The organism is Clostridium manihotivorum, assembly GCF_004015185.1.
In the GTDB taxonomy this organism is placed as follows: domain Bacteria; phylum Bacillota; class Clostridia; order Clostridiales; family Clostridiaceae; genus Clostridium_AR; species Clostridium_AR manihotivorum.
This window is the reverse complement of the sequence record NZ_CP025746.1, coordinates 1,800,099-1,824,478: the sequence shown is the minus strand read 5'-3', so window position 1 is coordinate 1,824,478 and position 24,380 is coordinate 1,800,099. Positions and strand designations below refer to the sequence as shown.

The window sequence follows — 24,380 nt, the reverse complement described above, 5'->3', positions numbered from 1 at the left end:
TATTCCCCCCGTCTAAAACTCAGCATACTTATACAAATAGTTTTTTCTTGGTTCAACCACGTCTCCCATCAATAAAGAAACCATTTTTTCAGCCTTTGCTGCATCATCTATATTGACTTGATAAAGTGTTCTTGTTTCTGGGTTTAAGGTTGTATCCCATAACTGCTCAGGATTCATCTCTCCTAATCCCTTATACCTCTGTATCAGAGCACCTTTTCCAACCTTCTTCTTTGCTTTTTCAAGTTCTTCGTCGCTATAAGCGTATTGAAAAACCTCTCCACTTTTTGTATTCTTATAGACCTTATATAGTGGAGGCTGTGCCAAGTAAAGATGACCATTTGCAATAAGTGGTCTCATATATCTATAAATGTATGTCATCCATAAGGTTCTAATATGATAACCATCAACATCGGCATCACTCATTATTATGATTTTATCATATTTTAAATCCTTCTCTTTGTAATTGTCCAGCGTACCAGTGCCTATGGCAGCATTAAAAATCTTTAACTCTTCACTGGCAAGAACATTTTCTAACTTCTGCTTTTCTGTATTCATTATCTTACCTTTAGAAGGCATTATAGTCTGAAATCTTCTATCTCTTGCCTGCTTAGCAGATCCACCAGCGGAATCTCCCTCAACTACTATGAACTCAGTATGTGTATTATCTTTTAGTGTACATACAGCTATCTTACCAGCCAGAGGTGCTGTACCTTTACCTATCTTTTTCTTCTCAGCCTCATTTATCTTCTTTATCTTTTCTCTTCTGGCTGCTGCATCAAGGGCATTATTGATTATAGCTGTAGCAGTTTCTTTGTTATCTTCGATCCACTCTGAAAATCGTATGTAAGCAAGCTCATTCATCATAGTATAAGCTTCGTTATTGCCCAGCTTTGTTTTGGTCTGACCTTCAAACATAGGATTAGATATCTTTATTCTTACTATGGCAGTCATACCTTCTCTAAGGTCGTCTCCTTCGAACTCTTTATCCTTTTCTTTAACTAGTCCCAGTTTTTTAGCCCATTCTTTAAAAGATCTAGTCATACCAGTTTTAAAACCAGTTTCATGAGTTCCAGCTTCAGTGGTAGGAATATTATTTACATAACTAGCTATATACTCAGTAGAAGAGTCTGTAAATTGTATACATGCTTCTCCATACATCTTCAATCCATCTATTTCTTTCTCCCCTTCAAATAGTATAGGTGCTGGATGAATAGGTGTTTTACTCTCATTCAAGTAGTCTATAAAGTCTAATAGACCTCTTTCTGAGTAGTATTCTTTTTCCACTCTTTCTTCTTTTCTATCATCTATAAACTGAAGACGTATTCCCTTATTCTGAAAAGCTAATTCCTTAAGTCTTTCATCTATAACATCAAATTTGAAATCTGTACTGGAAAACACTTCATCGTCTGGCATAAAAGTAACCTTAGTACCAGTCTTTTCAGTATCGCCTATTACCTCTAACTTAGTTACAGGTGTCCCAGGCATAAGCTTCTTTAATTGCTTATCCATGGCATACTCAAATCTTTGTTTGTATATCTTTCCATTTTGATAAACTTCCACTTCAAGCCATTTTGATAATGCATTTACTACTGCTGCCCCTACACCATGAAGACCTCCAGAAGTTTTATAGTTTTTATTATTAAACTTTCCTCCAGTATGGAGTTCAGTATATACCATTTCAACACCAGACTTTTTCTTTATAGGATGTATTCCTGTAGGAACCCCCCTACCATTGTCTAGAACAGTTACACTCTTATCTTTATTCAAGATAACCACTGCTTTATCTCCAAAACCATTTGTTATTTCATCTATAGCATTGTCCAAGACTTCCCATACACAGTGATGAAGTCCCTTGCTTCCAGTAGAACCAATATACATACCTGGTCTTATTCTTACTGGCTCAAGTTTTTCAAGTGAAGTTAAGTCTGTAACATCATAACTGCTATTCAAAATTTCTTTCTCCATATTTAACCTCCAAAGTGATTTATACCTATATATAACATCTTATATACTAATTTTCGTATCCACCGCTTAAACCCTTAAATCTTATTAAACTTTGCTTCCTCATTAAGAAAGTATAAATAATTTCTCCCTCTATGTCAAACGTTTGTTCGCATTCATTACAAAGATAGAATTTAATCTCAATCAATTTTTTAAGAACAAAAAATATATACTACATTCTGTAATTGTAATTAATATTGTACTCATTATCAAGATAATTGTAATATTTTTGCAATTACTTCTTCATTATTATTTAAAACTTCTCCTCATATCTATTTGAAACTTAATCTAAAGTCTAAATTACTATCAATAAAGAATAAAATACCCAATGCCATTGCATTGGGTATTTTATTGCTACACTTTCTTATACGTCATATATTCCAATTTGTCTCACATGCTTAGTATGTGACCACTCTTTATTATTTCTATTCAATATTCCTTGTACAGTAATAGGTACCCAGGTTAAAGTATATATACTATATAACAGATATCTAAAGAAAGCCCAGGCTGAATCTTTTCCCATAGTAACCAATGTAAGAAGTATACATGCTACATTAAATAAAAGATACATACCAGCAATAATCAAATACTGCTTTTCACCAAAAGCATTTATTACTAATGGCATTATAATTACATTAGTGGAATATAAAACAAGTATAGCAAAAAACTTCTTAGTAAATTTCTTATCTTGTATAAGTAAAAATGGAGTTAATAAAAACTGGAACATACCGAATACTTGTATAAATCCAAAGTGAAAACTTTCAGATGCATTTTGGAAACTTTGCAGTGTTGTAATACAAAGTGATATAGCTAAAAGCAACGTCATAAATGGTTGTGCCACATATAAGGCACAGTCAAAAGCTACGAAATTTCTATCCTTAACTGCTTTCTTAATAAGCTTAACAAAGAATCTTGAAGCTACATCTGAAAAACCTTGCATCCATCTTTTTCTTTGATTCCAAGAGTCTTTTAAAGTAAGAGGCTTTTCATCAAAAACAACTGCATCGTGTGCCCAGCCTACTTTTTCACCGTTTAAAACAAGCTTACAGGTAAATTCTAAATCCTCTGTAAGACAAGTAGCTCCCCAACCTAAGGTTTTAAGAACTTCTACATCCACAGCAAATCCAGTACCTCCTATTTGGTTTGATAAACCTAAGTTTGCTCTTGCCAGTTGGAACGCTCTATTTGAAGACCAAAATGATACCGAATAGCTTTGAGTTATCCAAGAATCTCCTGGGTTCTTACTATCCAAATATCCTTGTACAACTTTATATCCATCACACATTTTTGAATTCATTTCTTTTATAAAATTAGGTGAAACTAAATTATCTGCATCAAATATGGCAACTGCATCATACTTCTTGTCCATTTTGAATATCTTATCGAACATCCACTCTAAGGCATAACCTTTACCTCTTTTTTCCTTATTGTTTCTTTCGAAAACTTTAGCACCATGCTTTGCTGCAATCTCTGCTGTTTTATCGGTACAATTGTCTGCAATTACAAAAATATCATATAATTCTTTAGGATAATCCTGATGCTGCAGACTTTCTATTAGATTTGCAATAACCACTTCTTCATTATGAGCCGCAACTATCATAGCAAACTTTTTGCTTGGAACATAGTTTTTATTCTCTTTTCTTCTATAAAGTCCAAACAAGCTCAATATTAAATAATATAAAGTAAGTGTATAGACTAAGCTCTGAAATACTTTGGTTACATAATAAATAAATAAATTCCCCATGTAATTCACTCCCGTTTTTTATTAGTACCAATATACTAGAATTTATATTTTACAACAATAAACATGAAAATTCTTAGTTTAATACAGTTGAAAATCCTTATATACTATATTTCAATACCTAAAAAAAATCAAGTCTGCTGGTATGTAGGTTTTTATATTTTCCTATTTTAATAACACTGTTTATTTATATATAAAAAATGTAATCGTTTAGCTGTTGATATTTTTATCTTTTTTTTTATTTTAAATGCCAAATTCTTATTTTCTTAAAATATTTTCCCCAAAAATTAATAATATTATTTGTAAACAAAATAAAAATGGTAGTCCATATTTGAAATACCAACGTTTAGTCTTGTGTCTAAATAAATTCATCCCGATAATCTCACCTAAACTTCCACCTATTATTCCAATTAAAAACAAGTTTTTTTCAGAAATTCTCCATTTTCTTTCTATAGCTTTTCTTTTATCGATATACATTATAAAGAATCCAATTATATTTATAATCACAAAGTAGCATAGTACCATATTTATTCTCCTATCATTATTAATAAGCATTCAGTGCTAAATCTTATAATTTAATCATAATTTGATATTGGGACAAGTTTAAGTCTTGTACTAAATAGTAATGGGTGGTGATTTTATGAATAGTAAAAAACTTTATGTCATTAATAGTAATGGAGAAGTATTCTACATAACCTCTAAGAACTCAGAACTAGAGCTATTCAACTCTAACTTTCATAAAACTCTTCACCAAAACGTGAAAGCCTTTGAAGTAAAATATGACACTACTTCTATCTTCATACTATTTCATACCTTTGCTTCAAAACTAGGGTTAATAAAAATTAATCTATCACAGATGAATGAACTTAATATTACTTGGATCGAAGCAAATAACTTTTCCTTTGAAAACATAAATTGCTTGTCCATGGAAATCTTGGACAACCTAATCCACTTTTTCTATAGCAAAGCTAATTTAAATGATACTATAACATATATTTACCATGGAATTGTGTCAAACAGTTGTCAAATATATGAACTTTGCAAAATTAATTGTTATAAGTATGTTCGTCAATTCTATACTGCAATTTTAGATAACAAAGTAATTATGCTAATTTGCGAAGACAATAAGGAAAGTCTATACTCTCTGAGAATCATTGATGAAAGCTTTTTTGCTGCAATAAGATACTTTAACCTTCCAGGTGCTTTTTCTTTAAATGTCATTACTTCTGAGGATCAAATTGAGTTGTTTTATAATAAGATAGTTGAAAGAGATATTTTTCTTTTTCATAAGTCTATAAATATAATTAGGGACAAGTTTCTTTTTTCAGAAGAGTCACTAATAAAGCTCAAAGAAACTGTTCAGAAACCCTTAATTTCTTTTTATAAAAATAAGTTTTATATATGTTGGAACAGAAAAGATAGAGTTTATATCACTAATTCCGAAGATTTAAGAAATTGGCCAGCTACTTTTAGCTTCGATATAAAGCATAATATCCCAGGGGTAATACTAATAAACAACACTTCTATGGAGGTTTTTACTTGCTTCTTATGTAAAAGACTTTCAACTAAAGCTTCAATAAATGAACTTCCCAAAGTTAAGGAAGTACCCGTTAAAGAAGTAGAAGTTATAAAAGGTATGAAAAAAAATGATAGACTGATAAACTATTTGTTATCCACCATAAACACACTTTCATTAAAGTATATTAAATTACTACATGAAAAAAATTTTGAAATAGACAACCTTAAAGCTACTCTTTCAGAAAACAATAAGAAATTTGAACGAAAAATAACTTCCCTTATGAATTTTAATAATAGAACTGTACGGTACTACGAAGGATTAATAGCTAATCTTCTTAATATAACCCTAGAGAAAGATTCTATAATAGAAGATTTGCAAAAACTAAATAATAAGAATAATGAAGACTTCAAGTAATATAGATGCCTTATGAAAGCATATTCTATACTATGACTGCTTATATTATTAAACTAAAGCTTCTATGCTTTTTTTGCATTTATCTTTATGTGCTTTATTTTAAGACTATATTTTAAAAAGTACAGTACTTTAAAACACTCTAATTTTATTAAGCAGGTTTAATTAATTTTATGGAGGATGTTATTGTAATGCTAGCAAATAAATATAAAGAATACGCTCTGGAGATAGACGATTCTATTTGGTATCTTTATCAAAATGAATTGCAAGTGTGTCTCAGGATCTTTAATAATAACTCTTTTAATGAAGAAAAAGTCATAGTAGATCAGTGTAGATTTCTGCTTAGCGTTATACTTACAAAAGACAACACAATATATATATTCGTCCAATCTATTGATAATAGCATAATAATGTATTGCCTCACAAAAGATACTTTAACAAGTTCTATAATAACAACCAATTATATTTCTAATGATTACATAGAGATAATATCCCTAAACAACTGTCTTAACGTAATATACTCAAAAACCTCAGACAACTCAACTTTTTTATATCATAGGACTATTAAGTCAGATTTAAAACTTACCTCTCCACTAATGTTAGACTTGATTGATAATTCACTTCCCTATTCATTTATAGCCACATCGCAGGGTAATAATATCTATATATGCTATAATAAAAAAATGAAAAACAGCTGTTTGGGCTTTAGGCAGTATGATGCCACAAAAAATCTCTGGGGGAACTTCATCATATTGGATAGTTCCTATCTCCCTATAGAAGACTATTCTTTTATAGTCGGTGAAGGTGGGGTACTAGCTTATTCTTATAAAGTTAATAGCCAGAGAAGAGGACAACTAAAATATGGCTATGGCACTGCTACTAATATAGTAAGAAACACCATAAATGTAAACTCAAAACTATTAGCTTGCTCTGTAGCTTTCTTTCATGGTAAATTCTTTTTCACTTCCGTAAGTGAAAATAGCTTATCAACTAAAACAGTAGATCTATTAAAAGGTATATGTGGTTCTAAAGATATTGATTTGAACCCTAACTCTGTTACTTTTAAAGTCCATTATCAAAGCAATAATCCTATAATACTCAACACTATATTTTTCTCTAAAGATGATGAAGGTAGTTTAATCACAGATAGCTCCTACTACTATAGCCTTGCTCTAGGAGATCATGAAGGTATAGAAGCAAAGGAGTTTTCCAATTCCTCCGACTCCTTGAAAGAAACAGCTAATAAGTTGATAGAATATGAAAAACAACTCTTTGATAAACAACAGCTAATAAATAGTTTAGAAGCTACTATAAAGGATTTAAGATATAAATCTGTTGTAAATGAGGATAAGTTAAAAAATCTATCCAAAACAACAACAATTAATGATGAGGAAAACTTAAAACTCAAATCAACCCTGTCATCCCTATATGCAAATATGTTAAGTAAAGAGAATAAAATAACTGAATTAGAAAAGAATTTAACGGAAAAGTATAACGTAGTTTCTACCTACAAGAATAAGATTGAGGAGCTAAACAAAGTAATTTTCGACTTAGAAAACCAAGTAAGCAGCTATAAATCAGCTTCCAGTATAGCTCAAGCCTCACTGTCAAAAGAAAAGGATACCTCTCATGTAGAAGAGTTAAATAGAACCATTGAAACTCTTAAAAACCAGCTTTCCCTTAAAGATAAAAATATCACTCAGATTACACAAAAGAATGCAGAACTAATCAATCAGATAAACGCTCTAAATGTTTCTATAGAAGAACTAACCTCTAAGCAAAAAAAATCCTCTTTCATTAAAAGAATCTTCAATGACGAGGAGTAAAGATAGCATTTTCTAAAGGTACTGTTCCAACGCAGTGAATTTACAATTCTAGCCAAAGATGTATCACTTCAATCATTAAACTATTTTCAAATCTCTGCTGGTTTCTGAGCAGAGATTTTGAAAATATAAAATCATTATGAAGTGATACATCGGTGGAATATGAAAAAATCATATTAATTCTTTGCGCAAGCTCGTTTAAGCATCGGATGACTGACCACTTAATTTCAACACAGTACTTTAACAGCGCCTATATCTAAAGCTGAATATTAAGTTTATCTATTTATATATATCTTTTATAGCCTCTATAAGACTCTCTACATCTTCTAATTTATTGAAATAACCAAAGCTTGCTCTAACTGTACCTAAGTTTGTAGTACCAATTATGGAGTGTATCTTTGGTGCACAGTGATACCCTGTTCTTAGATATATGTCTCTATAATTTAGCGCTTCTCCTACCTCTGAACTATCAAAGCCATCTATATTGAAAGATACCACTGGACACTTTTTATAACAATCTTCTTCCCCATATAACTTTACAAAAGATAACTTTTTAAGTTCTTCAGTAAGATATGCTGATAAGTTTTGATCATGCTTTCTTATATTGTTTATACCTATTCTATTAATAAAATCTACTCCCTCTCCAAGTCCAACTATACCAGGAGTGTTCAATGTACCACTTTCAAACTTATCTGGCAAAAAGTCCGGTTGATCCATAATATTAGAATTACTACCAGTACCACCTTCTTTAAAGGAGGTAACATTAACATCACTTGATATATACACCCCTCCTATTCCTTGAGGACCGTATAGAGATTTGTGTCCTGGAAACGCAAGTATATCTATATTCATGCCTTTTACATCAATATCAAGTATACCTGCAGTTTGTGCTCCATCAACTATAAAAAACAAGTTATTTTCTTTAGCAAACTTTCCTATAGCTTCTATATTCTGAACAGTTCCTAAGACATTAGATCCATGGTTTATTATTACTGCTTTAGTATTCTTTTTTAAACTCTTTTTCAAAATTTGTTCTACAATATATCCGTTACCATCCACAGGGATCATTGATATTTCCAATCCTTTATTTTTCAAGCTGTTTAGAGGCCTATAAACAGAATTATGCTCTATATAACTTGTAATTACATGATCTCCATTACCTAACAAGCCTTTTATAGCAATATTCAGCCCCTCAGTTGTATTGTTTGTAAAAACAACATTCATCATATTATCTATATTAAAAAATCTGCTTATTTTCTCTCTGGCATCTAATATTTTCATCTCACACTCTAGTGACATTTTATGTGATCCTCTCCCAGGATTGGCGCAGTATCTCTTCATGCAATCTAACATAGAATTATATACAGCCTCAGGTTTGGGAAAGGACGTTGCAGCATTATCTAAATAAACCATCGTGACCTCCAAAAAACTTATTTAAAAACTTAATTCCTCATAGTAATACCTTCTTGTACTCTCACTTAAAGCTTTTCTAAATATTCCTCTAATTTCAATATTGTTAGTCTTTATTTCATTGATTATATTCTCTAAGTCATTTTCTTTAATCTCTATGGATCTTGCACATCCTGCTGAAATTGTACAAGGTGTTTGTATCATAACAACATTGTATCTTTTATTTTTTAATACCTTATAAAGATTGACGCTTTCACTGGTTGAAGGAAAAGCTATTATACATACATTTAAATCTTTCATACAACTCACCTGCTATAAAACAATTTAGTATAATATATTCTTTAATAATAAAAAATTACACCCTTTGTTAAAATTTAATTATTATATGTAAGTATTAAGTGCTACATATATAACTTTCGAAAACTTAAGAACTTATTTCTTAGTTTTATCATAATAATAATTATAATCGTTAAATATCCATCCTCTAAAATTCAACAAAAAGTCAAGTTAAATATTTAAATTCACTTTAATATAAATCTTTACATGCCTTGAAGCAACTCCATTAGTAACCAAAATCCGACAATCAACATAATATATAATAGAGATTTACATGAAAGGGAGGTTTTTAATCCATGGCTACACCTTTATCAATTCAAACAACACCAAGTTTTGCTTCACTTACTGGTACAGCACCTATAACAATACCAGTTCCAATTATTGCTGGTGGTTCTAACACAGCAACTATAGGCAGTATTGTTCTACCTGTAACTAATCCTGGTGGAAGAGTGTTTATAGAAGGCGTAATTCCTTTAGCACTTACATTAACTCTTCCAGCTGCTACTATAACAGGAGGGATAGATGTAATTTTATCAGTTTATAGAAGCGCTACAGCAACAACCCCTATTTATAATATAAGAAAGACAATATTCAATTCAATCGGATTAGTTGTAGCTGCAATTGCAACTACAGCAGTATATGATGTATTACCTTTCCAATTTGTTGAAACTCCAGGTGTTCCACTGTGTGCAAATACTTCATCATATTTCTTTACAGTTACTGTAGTTACAACAGGACTTACTCTTGCTGTTGGTTCAACTGTAACTATAAACGCTCCACTTGTTGCACCTCCAGTAACTCCAACATTGATTCCAGAAGTATTTAACATTGTAGCACAAGAAGTACCAGATCCAATAACTGTAACAACTACTACAACTACAGTGATATCATAATTTATCAGGGCTGCCTTAGGCAGTCCTCTTTTTACTGTCTAGAAAAGTACAATCTTTTTGCTAGTTAAACCTACTAAATTCAAGGCTTTACAACATATATTTGAGGTAAACAGTAAAAAAAAATCTTATTTACCTGACAGCTTTTCCTCATATCCATTATTAAAGACAGATGCGCAAAAAAAGTCACTGATGGTCGATTCAGTGTCTTTTTTATCGTAAGAAATTATACTCTTCTAACTAGTTAAAAGTAGTAACTTCAAGAATTCAAAATATATATTTTTGTGTATCTACTTTTTATGAACATTGATAAAGAAGTTATGACGAGCACTTAACTTTTACTTTTTTACTATGATATACCAGAAATATAATATATAATTATAATAAAAAAAGTGCCAACATCTCACATAATGAGAGTTGCACTTATCCCTTTATAAGGTTGTTGGTGGGTCAAAATCTTCGAATGGGAATGGTAAGCTATTAAAGAATTCGCATGGATCTCCAGTAATCGGTTCACATTCAGGTATATCGCAGTCACCACTTGAATTTACAGTAAGATTAACTATTCTATAAAGTTTGATTATTGTAAATAAGCCTATAACCACATCAGCATGGTATTCAACTGTTCCTGGAACACTTTCATAAACACCAATTATTGGTTGTTGTAATGGATTAGCTAAAGCTTGAACAAAAGCATATGGTGCATTGCCAACATTTACATATGTTGACGATGATCCAAATATAGTATCAGCTAATGTAATTGTCTGTTCGCTAGCTTCTCCACCAAATAATGATAGAACTTTTGTATAAGTTGTGTAAGCGCAAATATCAGTTATTGTAGTTGCTGGAGTTCCTGCTAAAGTTACTGGTATTGCAACTCCTACTCCATTTAGTAAATTAAGGGTATAAGTGAAAGTATATATTATTGTTACGTCATAAAATCCGTCTTGTCCAAAAGCACTTGGAGAAACTGTAGTTCTTATCTTAGAAACTTTAAATGAATTTGGTACTATTCTTACTGATGTTACAGTACTGTTAAATGCAATTATTTCTCCTGGAGCTATAGTTCCAACTAAAACTGCTCCAGATATAGCAGCTGCCTCTCCTAGTCTAGACGATGATATTTCAATTGCTCCTGGAGGTGGTGTTACTACTGAGCTATCAAATGGTCTTAAACAATCTTGTTGTCTGCATTTTCCATATACTTTTCTAGCAATTATACATTCATCACTAATTGGTGAAGGGCATGGAGCCATTCCTTTTACCTCAAAATTTTCTTGCATAATATATCCTCCTATTCCATTTTACGTTAGATACTTCAATAATATATTATGTTGCTAGCATAAAAGTGTTCTTATTACCTAATATTATATAAATAAATTACTGCTTATTTAAAAATAGAGTCTAAATATAGCTATATCTCCCGCCTCCATAAAAGTCTTGTTAAAACCAGTACCTATTTACTGAATTAATTGTATATTAGACTTAATAACACTTGGTATATACTATTCACTTATTCCATTATCTGCTATATATTTTTAATAAATTAGATTTAAATTTTTAAGAATGTTCCATTTAATTTTGAGCCTCTACCTTGCCCAATGAATATTAGAAAATCTAGCGGCTAAATAAGTTTTATTTTTTACTTCCTACCCTAACAAGTTGTTTTAACCTCTGATATTAATAGGTTTAGCTAATATAAAATTTTATACTATACTTTACAGTAAAAAAGCAGTATACTTTAAAGACTATTTATAATAAGTCCTAAAGTATACTGCTTTTTAACAACTGAACGTACCTTTGATTATATTTTTACTAATCTAATTTAATATGACAGTAGCCACCTGGATTTTTCTTTAAGTATTTTTGATGATATTCCTCTGCATCATAAAAGCACTTTAATGGTTCTATTTCAGTAACTATTGGTTTATCATAATTTTTCTGATTATTATCTCTGCTCTTTACAATAATTTCTTTATCTTCATCATTAATATAATAAATACCAGTTCTATATTGATGACCAATGTCATTCCCTTGCCTATTAAGAACCGTTGGTTCTACTATACTCCAATATTCTTCCAATACTTGGTCTAGAGTAACTACATTTGTATCATACTTTACATAGCAAGCTTCAGCATGACCAGTAGTACCTGTGCAAACTTCTTCATAAGATGGCTCTACCTTTTCACCATTTGCATACCCTACTTTTGTTTCAACAACCCCTTTTATTCTAGACATAAACTCTTCTACGCCCCAAAAACAACCACCTGCAAATACTATTTCTTTCATTATATTTCACCTCTAAAATTTTATTTTACTTATATTATATTGTGATTTAATCATTTCTTCTTTAATAAAAAAATATAGTTTCTTAAAACCAATTAGTCTCCAAAAAGTACTTATATCCAGCTACTATTTGAGATCAAATTTTTTAAATTCTTCTTAGCAACTATTCTTATTAAAATATAATTATTATCAACTAGTTATAACTATATTTTAACAAAAGAAAATTATAATTCAACATATTTATCTTTATTTGAGTTTTTTTGACTTATTTCTATTTCAATTTACTATTTACTTGCATATATGTATATAAGGGAAATACTCAAGGTGTAATATTCTAGTGAAAATTTATTTTATAAGCTATCACATACTATTATGCTTAACTTTAAATATAAAATTCTAAAAGTAGTACACCTAGACACAAACCACTTGTTTAAAGAGGAGGTATTATAATGCTGCAGCATAAATTAGGCTGGATTCCTGACTTTCATGACCTAAGAGACTTTACAGAAGAAACGCCTTTAATTAACTCTATTATAAATAATCTTAAAATATCTGAAGGGAAAACAAAAACATCACCTCCTAATTTAGTTGACCTAAGACATTGGTGCTCACCAGTACGGGATCAAGGATTATGGAATTCTTGTACTGCAGAAGCATTAGCTAGTTTAGTTGAATATTTTGATTATAAAATACTCAATAGGAATACTGATGGAGCTTCTTTATTTATCTATAAAAATTCTAGAAAATTATCTAATTTAAATGGAGATACTGGTGTTTCTATTAGATCTGCATTGAATTCATTAACCTTATTTGGAATGCCACCAGAAAGATATTACCCTAGTGATCCTGAAAACATTGACGAGGAGCCTAGTGCTTTCTGTTATGGCTTTAGAAAAAACTATGAAAACTTAAAATTTTTCAAGCTAGATAAAAATAACAAATCCCAAGAAGAACTTCTTAATAGAGTAAAATACTATTTAAACTTGGGACTTCCTTGTGTCTTTGGCTTTTCTGTTTATGATTGTATTGAGCACTCAGAAGAATCTGGTGAAATCACTATACCTTCAGTAGGAAACCATCTCTTAGGTGGTCAAACAGTTATGGCTGTAGGATATGATGATATGTATTGCACTATAAATAAGGCTTCCAACACCCAAGCTTCAGGTGCATTAATAATAAAAAATTCTTGGGGAAGTTCTTGGGGAGAAGATTGTTATGGTTATTTGCCATATGACTACATTATTAGCAAATTGGCAAGAGATTTTTGGTGCATCTTAAATGAAGAATGGTGCTTAAAAGTTTAGTGTTAATTAAATTATTTAGCTCATCCCTCTTCCAATTTATGTAACATATCCTTCCTAATCTAAATATACTGAAATTAAGTCACAAAGGAGGGATATGATGAGTTTGCTCGCTATAATGCTATTTGTTCTTACAAGTAGTATTGATAACTTTACTGTGGCCTTAGCATACGGGGTAAAAAATATAAAAATAAGCTTTTTTAGCAATTTGGTTATAAGTATAGTTTCTTCCTTAGGTACATTTATATCTATGTCTCTTGGTTTGTTCCTAGCAAAGCTGCTTATTCCTCAAACAGCTAATATTATTGGAAGTTCTATTTTATTATTGATTGGACTATGGTTTTTATATGATTATTACAAGGAGAAAAAAGATACCTCCTTGGAGATAAATTTGAATGGAAACCATAAAAAAGGCTGCATGAATTTGTTAGACAATCCTGAAGTTGCAGACTTTGACAATTCAGGAACAATAGATTTGAAGGAATCCTTTTCATTATCAATAGCATTGGCAATCAATAATGTAGGTTTAGGAATTGCAGGAAGTATTGCTGGTCTAAATATTGTATATACAACTATAGTTACTTTTATTTTTAGTATAATAGTTATTCCTATTGGCATGATCTTAGGGAGCAAGTTCTTAGCAAAAAGACTTGGTAACACAGCCCCTTTAATATCTGCTTTAATATTAATAATACTAAGCTTATTTGAATTTATTTTTAACTAATACACTGAGGTTCATCATATAAAACATTAGAATATTCTATTATATTTTATGAGCTCTATCCTAAGCTAATAGCCTTAGGATAGAGCTCATACTATAGATGTACCACTTCATAATAAAATTTATATTTTCGGATTTAATTGGTACATATTTATCTGTTATCGTATATAACCTTGGATATCTTAGCTATAATTTCATCACCAACATTGTTTATATCTTTAGTAAAAACAGTTAGTATATATGGCTTATCATCGTATACTATTGCTATATCATTTATGTAATTTTCATAATCTCCAATCTTGTGTGCAACAATATTCTGTGGTATGTATTTGTCAATTCTATCATGGTATATTGTATTTTTTAAATCCTTTATGATTAAATTATAATTATCATCATTATCATAGTTATAGTATAATCTCTTAAGTATCTCTAATGAATCTGATGGTGTTGTTTCATTAGCTGACCTATTAACAGGATGACTAACTGTTTGCTCTATAAAATCATATTTGTAATTTGATCCAATTGTTCTAAGTAGCATATTTACAGCAATATTATCAGAGTATATCAAGGAATAATCCACTAACTCACTTATTTTAATTGGATTGTTCAATCTACTAGATCCTTGAAGTATTCCAGCCCCATCCTCATAATCATCAGAAGTATAGCTAACTTGGTCATCCAGTTTAAGCTTGTTATTTTTTATAAGCTCTGCTGCAGCCATTGCTACTGGAACCTTTACTGTACTAGCAGCTTTGAAAATCTGATCTCCATTGATATTAAAGCCTAAAGACGAACTTACATCAAAATATGCTATACCTATATTATTCTTATTGTCTCCAATAATATCCTCTACTAGTTGCTTAAGATTTTCTATATTCTTTTTAGCTTGTTCCTTTTCTTTCTGAGATTCTAATAACTCAGCTTTCTTTTCCTCCTCTACCTCCTTATGCTCAGACATTAACTGTGCTGTACTTTCTGCTTTAGTATCTACTTTAACTTCAGAAACAGTTTTATCTGCTTCAACTGTCTTTGCTTGTCCATTTTTATTGTAAATTATAATAATTGCAGAAATTACTATAATTACAGTACTAAAATATATTAACTTTTTTCTCAAATATAGCACCTCTCATATCACAATATTACTTATCTTATTATAAGTTAAATCTTTATGATAACTGTGAGATACATATGTGAAATTATGTGTTTTTCAAATTAATTCACTATCAGATACAATTAGATTTGCTTAAAGCAATCTATTGATTATTAAAATAAAAGCTATCTAGCAAATATCGCACTTCATATTTTCCAGATAGCTTATAAAGCATATCTTTAACAGTAGTCAAAGTACATTTATCTTTTTCATACATCTCTAGTAAAGAAAAGAAACTTAACTTCTCTTTCTCATCGCAAATCTTCTTAAAGTAACCCCAAACGTGCTGCAAAGTATTTATAGCCTGACCTTTTGATATCTCTATCTCCAAAGCTTCACTTATTAATTTATTAAACTCGCTTTCGTTGACATCCCCAGTTGCAAAATACTTACTTATATTTTTATAATGACTATAAGACCTTTCCATTACACAATACTTATATTTAGCCCATAACTTTTGAGCTTCTTTCATATATTTTTCTTCCATAAAAACACCTCACTTAAATATTTTAATCTGATGTTTAAAATATTTAAAGCACACTTTAAGATTAATTACCTTAAGCTTCTTTCTCGTCTGTTATAAGAACTATTACCGTTGCTATTACTATAAGTATCGAAATTATGGTCATAATCACTTCTACATACTTACCAAACATTTTAATACTCCTTTCAATATTAGGTTGTAAAAAAGTTTTTTTCTATGTCATTAGCTGGTACTGGTTTACTATATAAGTAGCCTTGCCCCATATCACAAGCATTCTCTTTAAGGAATTCTTTCTGTTCTTCAGTCTCTATTCCCTCTGCAACTACCACCATGCCTAAGTTATGCATTAGTTCAATAATTGTTTTAACTATTATCTTATCTTTACTTTCTACCATACTTGATTTTATAAACTCCTTATCGATTTTTACTACATCAATAGGTAGGGAGCTAACATATGTAAGTGATGAATAACCTGATCCAAAATCATCTAAAGCTATTTTAAAACCTAATTTTTTTAGCCTAGTTAATAGATCAAAGGCAGTATCTAAGTTTCCTATCACAGAAGTCTCAGTTACCTCCAACTGTATCTCCTCTTTGTTTATATGAAATTTTTCAACCAAACTGCTGAGTTCCTCTATAATATTTAACTTTCCTAATCTTTCAGACGACAGATTTATGGACATTTTTATTGGTGGATACCCATAGCTTTGCCAGATACTTTTTTGTGTTATGGCTTCATAGAACACAAAACTTTCAATATCACTTATAAGTCCTATACTTTCAGCTATAGGTATAAAATCCATAGGAGAAATAAACCCTTTTTTAGGGTGAATCCATCTTATTAATACTTCCACACCTATTAATTTATTATTATCCAATCTAACTATGGGTTGATAATATAAGGTAAATTGTCTACTTTCAATAGCATGAATAATGTCATTTATCAAATTAATCTTTGCTATATTATTTTCTTCAATTTTCTTACTATAAAAAGTAATTTCATCTTTCTCTACTGACTTAGAATGAGAAAGAGCCATATTTGAATTCTTTAACAAATCATTAAAATTGTTAGCGTCTTTCGGATAAATAGAAACTCCTAAACTATAAGTCATAAAAAACTCCTGACTATCAACTTGCCAAGCTCTATTTAATTTACTTAGTATTTTGTTTATTTTTGATAAAATATAATCATTATTTGTTATGGAATTAATGATTATACCAAATTCATCTTCCTTTAGCCTACAAGCTCTAATATCCCTATCAGACATATGCTTTAGTATGTATCCTATGTTTTTTATAAACAAGTCTCCATAATGATGACCAAGAATATCATTTATATCTTTTAGATTATCTATTGTAAGGCAAATAAAAGCAAAGCTTCTATTTGAATGCCTTATGTCTATACTCTCAATTAGATTAGTTACCTGCTTTTTAAACAATATTTTGTTAGGAAGCTTTGTAAGTGAATCATAAAAAGCTAAAACATGGAGTTCTTGAAGTTGCCTTTCTATCTCATTTTCTAGCTTAATTAAAGTTTTATGTGATTTATTAAGTTCTTCGTAGTTATGATATATTTCCCCTATAGCCTTATCAAACAGCATTAAGCTATTCCTTATGGAAATATATATTACTATTGTAGTAAGTAGTACAAATATCCAACCTTTATAAGTCTGCATACTCTCATAAACATTGTCACGTTCTGTCCAAAAGTCTAATAATGTATCTGAAGTTATTATCCATACTACTCCAGCAACAGCATAGGCCAGTGCTACTTTTAAAGATTGCTTTTTAGGATCTATTCTATAGGATGCTTCTAAAAATTCATCTATATCCTTACTACTTATTTTGTAAATGCTACTTAATTTCTTCAAAAAAAGTCTCACCTCCTACACTTTTATAGTCTTTCCTAAATGGGATATAAAAAAATCACTAATGCGAATTTCATTAGTGATTTTTTTTGCGCATCTGCCTTTCCGAATGCATATGAGGAAAATCTGGCAGGCGACATAATTCTTATTTTTTTATTCTTTCTCCTATTTATGCATTTAACATATCCACGCATACTTACAAACTGCTTTATCTTAAATATAATTTGCTAAAGAATAAAAAATCACTAATGCGATCTTCATTAGTGATTTTTTTTGCGCATCTGCCTTTTCTGAACGTATGTGAAGAAATTCTGGCAGGCGATATATTCTATTTTTTTATTTAGCTAGCAAGTTCATTGCTTCTCTATGAGGTACTGGCTTACTAAAGTAGTAACCTTGTATCCTATCACATCTATGCTCATTTAAATAAGTCAGCTGTTCCTTTGTTTCTACCCCTTCTGCAACAACATTCAAATTCATCTTATGGCCTATATCAATTATATTTTCCACTAGAGATACTTTATTATCCTCCAATACATCATCTATAAAGGTTTTATCAATCTTTAGAGTACTTATAGGAAGTTGCTTTAAGTAGCTTAATGATGAATAGCCTTTTCCAAAATCATCTAAAGCTATTTTTATTCCTATTTCTCTAAGCTTATTAAGTTTTTCACTTATGCTTTCATAACTTTCAATAAATATAGATTCTGTGATTTCTAGTTCTATATAATTTGGATCTATAGTAATGTCCTTAACTATCTTTATGACGTTATCTACAAAATCACTTTGCATCAATTGAATTACAGAAACATTTATGGATATGTAACACTGGTTATAGCCATTAGTATGTACTTCCTTTATAAATTCACAGGCACTCTTAAGCACCCAGTTTCCGATATCTATTATTTTATGATTCTCTTCTGCTAAAGTTATAAATCTATCTGGAGGGACAAAGCCAAGCTCTGGGCTATTCCATCTTATCAAGGCTTCGAAACTACAAATAGCTCCACTTTCAGCATCTACTTGTGGCTGGTAATAAAGTATAAATTCATTTTTGTCTAAAGCACTTCTTAAATATCTCTCTATTTCCATCCTTTCTATTACTTTATCGTTCATTCCAGAGTGGAAGAAGGTATAATTATTCCTGCCTAATCCCTTTGATTTAAACATAGCAATATCAGATTTAGTTAAAAGTTCATCTATAACCTCACCATCATCTGGAAACATTGATATTCCTATGCTTGAAGTAACCTGTAAGAAATTATTATTAATATTGAAGGAAGAATCAAACGAACTTAATATGTTTTTAGAAAATGCTTCAACTTCTTGTCTATCATTAATGTTATTAACTAAAATAACAAATTCATCTCCACCTAATCTAATAAGGATATCACCTTGCTTCTTTATTCTATTGAGCCTATCAGAAATGGCACAGATTAAAAAGTCTCCAAAATTATGTCCTAAAGTATCATTTATGTATTTAAAATTATCTATATCAACAAATATTACAGCGCCCTTTTTGCCATTATTAGAATTATTTTTAGAAAAATAATCACTTGCAACCTTGTGCATATATTGTCTATTGGGCAAATCTGTTAGATAGTCATGATATGCTATGTATTCCAATCTATGCTGATATTCTTTTATTTCATTTATATTTTTATGTGAGCCTGCTAATCTATAAGGCTGTCCGTTAGCATCAAACAAAGTTTTTGCTATAGTTTGCATCCAAGTATATATTCCATTAACATCTTTTATCCTATAATCTACTGAAAAAACAGGCTCCCTCGTATCCCAACTAAGCTTTATAGTTTCTTTAATTCGCTCATAATCCTCTGAATCTATCAAGCTCGTCCAGTCTATGTCTTTGGTTTCATCTCTTGTATATCCTAAAATCTTATACCATCTATCCGAAAAGTACATTTTATCTTCTTTGATATGCCAATCCCATAAAGCATCATAGGATGCTTCGGTTATAAGCTTATACCACTCTTCGTTATTTCTAAGTTTTTCTTCATTTATTGATATCTCTGTATATTTTTCTCTTAGTTCTTGCTCTAAAGCAGTTATTTCCTCAAAGGAAGCTTCCAAGTCGTTATATTTTTCTCTTACTTCTTGTTCTAAGGCTGTAACTTCTTCATAGGAAGCCTCAAGTTCTTCGTAGCTGCTCACAAGTTGTTCTTCATATTCTTTTCTCTTATCAGCAGCTTTATTTAGAGCTATAGCCAAAGCACCAATTTCATCATTAGATTTCATAACGATTTTATGTTCTAAATCACCACTACTCAACGAATTGGAAAAGCTTAGTATTTTATCAATTTTTCCAGATAGTCTATAAGCTATAAAGTAACCTACTAAAACCGATATGAAAAAGCCCACTAATCCTATTGATATTGTCTCATTTACAGTTGTTTTATAAAGCTCCTGACTCTCTTCTACCTGTTTATTGGCCAAAAGTAAATTGAAAGTAATATAATTGTCTGTGTCTTTAACTATTTTATCGCTTACAACATTTAAATCGTTATATGCTTTTCTTGCATCAGCATAATTTGCTTGATATATGTATTGTAGTAACTTTTCTCGCTTCTCTCTATACTCACTTAACACAGATTTTAGCGAATCAAACTTTTTTCTATCTACAGTATCTATTATGTTCTTTTCATAATCCTCGAGGAACAAATCATCTTGCCGTCTCAAATTATCTATTTCACTTGTAAGATCCTCAACCTTATCAGCATTTTGCTCATCCATAACCTTATATATATCAAGATTAATTTGAATCAAATTGGTTTTAAACCTAGTAACATCTTCAATTACCCTAGAATTTCTTTCAAATATATACTTATTTTTATTGTTTACCTTCTTTATATTACTTACTGAAACCAAACCAATCCCTATTATAAAAATCGACATAATAGCAAAGGCCATTATAAGTTTAGCTCTCAATCTTAAGTTGTAAATAAATTTCATATTTAGTCCTCCAGGCTCTGTTATATATAAACACTTAAAGATTCCTATATTATAAAAATTATACATTATTAAGTATATATTTATCAATGCTGTACCAATCGTTAAATGGCTTTTTATTAGGATTTTTTTAATATCTTCCTTTTTTAGATGCCAGTGTAAAAACATTTTATATTATATTACTCGTATTAATATTAGTAATTCTTTAACAATCGTAAAATATATATTTTTAAGGTAATAGTTTTTAATGAGTAAAATATTTATCTCAAGAAAATAAATATTTACAAATAGAGTATATCACTTAATTCCTATATAGAGTTAGCTTATTTTATATAAATGTTAATTAATAAGATAATCTTTATTTATGTTAGTTAAAAAATTTCTATAAGTAGAAGAATTTCAAGTTACAATATTGTAATTTTATTCCATATTTCAATTATTACATCACTTGCATATTATATTATAGCTCCAAATTTATCACTTTTTATTACTGGAGGTAATATATAATATGCTTCTTTTAAAATTTATAAAAAAACATTTTACTAATTCTTTTAACTTAATAAAATCAATTGCTGCAGGTCTTTTCATATTAATATCTACAGTAGCACTTTCTATTTTTATAATGCTTAACTTTCAGTTTATAAAAAAACCTCTATATAAAAATATTAATTTAGCAACTACAGACAAGATTCATTGGGTCGACAAGACAAAAATTCCTTCTATAAATAGATCAGTATTAGATAGGATTGAGTACAATCACTCACATTTTATTTCGGAGTTAAATACAGTAATTACGGAAGATGCTAAAATAAAAAATTCTATTACAATAGAAAATGCCTTGATTAGAGATGGCAAAAAGATTGCTTATCTAACTTTTGATGATGGACCTTCAACTACAGTTACTCCTAAAATTCTTTCAACCTTAAAAAAATATAATATAAACGCAACCTTTTTCCTAATAGGCCAAAATATAAATCAAAACCCTCAAAGTAAAGAACTTGTAAATAATATATATAATGACGGAAACTCTATAGGAAATCATACTTATACACATAATTTAAAAAAGTTATACCCTAATAATAGAATAGATGTAGACTATTTCATGGGAGAAGTAGATAAAACCAACTATACCTTAAGAGAAGTCCTTGGCAACAATTTTAGGACTAGACTTTTACGTCTTCCTGGAGGATACATGAGTAGAAGTTATTATCATGATCCCAATCTTACAGAGCTTAATAAAAGGCTGAAGGAAGAAAATTTATTTTCTGTGGATTGGAATGCCTATGACTTTGATGCAGAAGGAAAAAAGAAGAATTCAAAAGAATTACTTCAAATGGTAAAAACATCTGTAGGAAACAATCCAAAAGTTATTATACTTATGCATGATACCTATGGAAAGGAAGAAACTGCAAATGCCTTACCTGATATAATCGAATACCTGCGCTCTAAAAATTATGAATTCAAAACCTTACAATAATTTAATAGATAGAAATAAAAGACCGAGAAAAGCATAAATACTCTCCTCGATCTTTTTATTTACACTATAAAACTTATTCCTTAGTATACTGAAGCGCATCTCTTCCTTCTTCACCAGTACTTATTCTTATAACGTTCTGCACATCATAAACAAATATCTTTCCATCCCCAATGTTTCCTGTATGAAGTATCTTCTTAGCTGTATCTACTACTAATTGTACTGGAACATCACAAACTACGATTTCAAGTTTTATCTTTGGTAGTAGATTCATTTCTACAGCTAAGCCTCTATAATATTCTTTATGGCCCTTTTGCATACCGCAGCCTAGTACGTTTGATACAGTCATACCTGTTATTCCTATAGCAGACAAAGCATCCTTAAGCTCATCAAATCTGCTAGGTGATACTATTATGTCTATCTTGCTAAGTTTTTCGCCCATTATTATAACCTCCCTTTATATTAGATAATTCCACCGTAAGCTTCTTCACCATGTTGTGACACATCAAGACCTGCTTGTTCGTCTTCTGATTTCACTCTTATTGGAGAAACAGCATTCATTACCTTTAATATTATAAATGTAATTATAACAGAATATGCAATGGTTGCTAGTATTGCAACTAATTGAGCACCTAAAAGCTTAATATTTCCATGGATTAGACCATCTGCACCAGCAGAGTTTATAGCTTTCGAAGCAAATATACCAGTTGCAATTCCTCCCCATATTCCTCCGATTCCATGACAACCAAAAGCATCTAAAGCATCATCATATCCAAATTTCTTTTTAAGCTCTGTAACAGCATAGAAACATATTGCTCCACCTATAAACCCTATTGCTATTGCTGAAAGTGGACTTACAAATCCAGCTCCAGGGGTTATTGCTACAAGTCCTGCAACAGCTCCACTTGCTACACCTAGTGAAGTTACCTTCTTTCTGTGTAGGTATTCACATAGTCCCCAGCCTATTGCCGACATTGCCGCAGATGTATTTGTTGTTATAAATGCATTTAGAGCAACATCATTTATAGCTAGTGCACTACCAGCATTAAATCCAAACCATCCAAACCATAGAACTCCTGCTCCTAAAACCGTCATAGGGATATTATGAGGAGTTATTGTTTCTAATCTCTTTCTCTTACCCAATAATATTGCTAATACCAAAGCTGAAACCCCGGAACTTATATGAACTACATTACCACCTGCGAAGTCTAATGCTCCAAGATTTCTGATCCATCCGCCTACGCCCCATACCCAGTGAGCTACTGGATCATAAACCAATGTAGTCCAAAGTAGAATAAATAATGCGAAAGATAAAAATTTCATTCTTTCAGCAGCTGCTCCAGAAATAAGTGCTGGAGTTATGATTGCGAACATAAGTTGGAAAAGCATAAATGCTTGATGAGGTATAGTACCTGCATAGTCAGCATTTGGTGCAAATGTAACACCATTTAATCCTAAGAAATTAAACTTACCTATAATTCCTGCAAAATCTGAACCAAAACATAGAGTGTATCCTATAAGTATCCATTGCACTGATACTATAACTACTGCTGCATAACTATGCATTGTAGTACTCAATACATTCTTTCTTCTTACCATTCCTCCATAGAATAATGCTAGACCAGGAGTCATAAGCATAACTAATGCTGTAGCAAAGATAACAAAGGTTGTATCTGCTCCGTTTACTCCATTCATAAATATTCTCCCCCTTTAATATTATTTTTTTAATTAGTAGCGTTATAAACTGTACCTTTATAATAATTAATTATTATTTATATACTAATTCTATACACTGAAAAAAGTGCTATCAATATTATGTTAACTTTATAGGTAAAATCAGCATATTTTTTATGAATCTTAGATTTTACTATCGTTTTCATAAATTGAATTCAATCAAAATTCAATTTATCCATATTTTTAAATCATAATACTTGCATTTTAAAATAATTCTATGTATAATATTACATTCAAAAAAGCTAGGACATAATATCCTAGCTT

Annotated in this window: 19 protein-coding genes; 6 read left to right on the top strand and 13 right to left on the bottom strand. The window is 30.3% G+C overall.

The window, feature by feature from the left end:
- Nucleotides 1-12 precede the first annotated feature (12 nt).
- The 3 genes from C1I91_RS08140 to C1I91_RS08130 form a co-directional block, all read right to left on the bottom strand.
- Nucleotides 13-1,965 (bottom strand): DNA gyrase/topoisomerase IV subunit B, encoded by a 1,953-nt coding sequence (locus tag C1I91_RS08140; protein ID WP_128212429.1) that lies wholly within the window; start codon nt 1,963-1,965, stop codon nt 13-15.
- Between the two features lie 400 nt (nt 1,966-2,365).
- Nucleotides 2,366-3,745 (bottom strand): glycosyltransferase family 2 protein, encoded by a 1,380-nt coding sequence (locus tag C1I91_RS08135; protein ID WP_128212428.1) that lies wholly within the window; start codon nt 3,743-3,745, stop codon nt 2,366-2,368.
- Nucleotides 3,746-4,000: 255 nt separating this feature from the next.
- Complete coding sequence (locus C1I91_RS08130) at nt 4,001-4,267, bottom strand: DUF1294 domain-containing protein (protein ID WP_238475944.1); 267 nt, start codon at nt 4,265-4,267, stop codon at nt 4,001-4,003.
- A gap of 115 nt (nt 4,268-4,382) precedes the next feature.
- On the opposite strand from C1I91_RS08130, the gene C1I91_RS08125 reads away from it, so the two are divergent.
- Nucleotides 4,383-5,675: a hypothetical protein gene (locus C1I91_RS08125; protein WP_128212426.1), complete on the top strand. Its 1,293-nt coding sequence runs from the start codon at nt 4,383-4,385 to the stop codon at nt 5,673-5,675.
- Between the two features lie 170 nt (nt 5,676-5,845).
- Nucleotides 5,846-7,498, top strand: a complete 1,653-nt coding sequence (locus C1I91_RS08120; RefSeq protein WP_128212425.1) for a hypothetical protein — start codon at nt 5,846-5,848, stop codon at nt 7,496-7,498.
- A gap of 276 nt (nt 7,499-7,774) precedes the next feature.
- On the opposite strand, the gene C1I91_RS08115 is transcribed toward C1I91_RS08120, so the two are convergent.
- Both C1I91_RS08115 and C1I91_RS08110 read right to left on the bottom strand, forming a co-directional pair.
- Nucleotides 7,775-8,908, bottom strand: coding sequence for an aminotransferase class V-fold PLP-dependent enzyme (locus C1I91_RS08115; RefSeq protein ID WP_128212424.1), 1,134 nt, complete (start codon nt 8,906-8,908; stop codon nt 7,775-7,777).
- A 21-nt stretch (nt 8,909-8,929) separates the two neighbouring features.
- Nucleotides 8,930-9,205 (bottom strand): putative Se/S carrier protein, encoded by a 276-nt coding sequence (locus C1I91_RS08110; RefSeq protein WP_128212423.1) that lies wholly within the window; start codon nt 9,203-9,205, stop codon nt 8,930-8,932.
- A 332-nt stretch (nt 9,206-9,537) separates the two neighbouring features.
- Between C1I91_RS08110 and C1I91_RS08105 the strand changes: the two genes are divergently transcribed.
- Nucleotides 9,538-10,134, top strand: a complete 597-nt coding sequence (locus C1I91_RS08105) for a hypothetical protein (RefSeq protein ID WP_128212422.1) — start codon at nt 9,538-9,540, stop codon at nt 10,132-10,134.
- A gap of 428 nt (nt 10,135-10,562) precedes the next feature.
- On the opposite strand, the gene C1I91_RS08100 is transcribed toward C1I91_RS08105, so the two are convergent.
- Nucleotides 10,563-11,414: a hypothetical protein gene (locus tag C1I91_RS08100; RefSeq protein WP_128212421.1), complete on the bottom strand. Its 852-nt coding sequence runs from the start codon at nt 11,412-11,414 to the stop codon at nt 10,563-10,565.
- Between the two features lie 532 nt (nt 11,415-11,946).
- Nucleotides 11,947-12,420: a peptide-methionine (S)-S-oxide reductase MsrA gene (gene msrA, locus C1I91_RS08095; protein WP_128212420.1), complete on the bottom strand. Its 474-nt coding sequence runs from the start codon at nt 12,418-12,420 to the stop codon at nt 11,947-11,949.
- A 446-nt stretch (nt 12,421-12,866) separates the two neighbouring features.
- Here msrA and C1I91_RS08090 point away from each other — a divergent pair, with 446 nt between their 5' ends.
- Together C1I91_RS08090 and ytaF are read left to right on the top strand one after the other, a co-directional pair.
- A complete protein-coding gene (locus C1I91_RS08090) occupies nt 12,867-13,721 on the top strand; it encodes a C1 family peptidase (protein WP_128212419.1) in 855 nt (284 codons plus the stop codon).
- A 97-nt stretch (nt 13,722-13,818) separates the two neighbouring features.
- On the top strand, nt 13,819-14,442 hold the full coding sequence (gene ytaF, locus C1I91_RS08085) for a sporulation membrane protein YtaF (protein WP_128212418.1): 624 nt from the start codon (nt 13,819-13,821) through the stop codon (nt 14,440-14,442).
- Between the two features lie 148 nt (nt 14,443-14,590).
- Here ytaF and C1I91_RS08080 read toward each other — a convergent pair whose 3' ends face one another.
- From C1I91_RS08080 to C1I91_RS08065, 4 genes are all read right to left on the bottom strand, one after another.
- Nucleotides 14,591-15,553 carry a serine hydrolase gene (locus tag C1I91_RS08080; protein ID WP_128212417.1) on the bottom strand — a complete coding sequence of 321 codons (963 nt, stop codon included), beginning with the start codon at nt 15,551-15,553 and terminating at the stop codon, nt 14,591-14,593.
- 139 nt (nt 15,554-15,692) lie between these two features.
- Complete coding sequence (locus C1I91_RS08075; protein ID WP_128212416.1) at nt 15,693-16,076, bottom strand: YbgA family protein; 384 nt, start codon at nt 16,074-16,076, stop codon at nt 15,693-15,695.
- A 188-nt stretch (nt 16,077-16,264) separates the two neighbouring features.
- The gene (locus C1I91_RS08070; protein WP_128212415.1) at nt 16,265-17,944 is read right to left on the bottom strand and encodes a putative bifunctional diguanylate cyclase/phosphodiesterase; all 1,680 of its coding nucleotides are present in this window, start codon (nt 17,942-17,944) and stop codon (nt 16,265-16,267) included.
- Nucleotides 17,945-18,277: 333 nt separating this feature from the next.
- The gene (locus tag C1I91_RS08065) at nt 18,278-20,911 is read right to left on the bottom strand and encodes an EAL domain-containing protein (RefSeq protein ID WP_164880483.1); all 2,634 of its coding nucleotides are present in this window, start codon (nt 20,909-20,911) and stop codon (nt 18,278-18,280) included.
- A 505-nt stretch (nt 20,912-21,416) separates the two neighbouring features.
- Here C1I91_RS08065 and C1I91_RS08060 point away from each other — a divergent pair.
- Nucleotides 21,417-22,385 carry a polysaccharide deacetylase family protein gene (locus C1I91_RS08060; protein WP_128212413.1) on the top strand — a complete coding sequence of 323 codons (969 nt, stop codon included), beginning with the start codon at nt 21,417-21,419 and terminating at the stop codon, nt 22,383-22,385.
- Between the two features lie 73 nt (nt 22,386-22,458).
- On the opposite strand, the gene C1I91_RS08055 is transcribed toward C1I91_RS08060, so the two are convergent.
- Together C1I91_RS08055 and C1I91_RS08050 are read right to left on the bottom strand one after the other, a co-directional pair.
- A complete protein-coding gene (locus C1I91_RS08055) occupies nt 22,459-22,824 on the bottom strand; it encodes a P-II family nitrogen regulator (protein WP_128212412.1) in 366 nt (121 codons plus the stop codon).
- A 20-nt stretch (nt 22,825-22,844) separates the two neighbouring features.
- Nucleotides 22,845-24,077: an ammonium transporter gene (locus tag C1I91_RS08050; RefSeq protein WP_128212411.1), complete on the bottom strand. Its 1,233-nt coding sequence runs from the start codon at nt 24,075-24,077 to the stop codon at nt 22,845-22,847.
- Nucleotides 24,078-24,380: the final 303 nt, after the last annotated feature.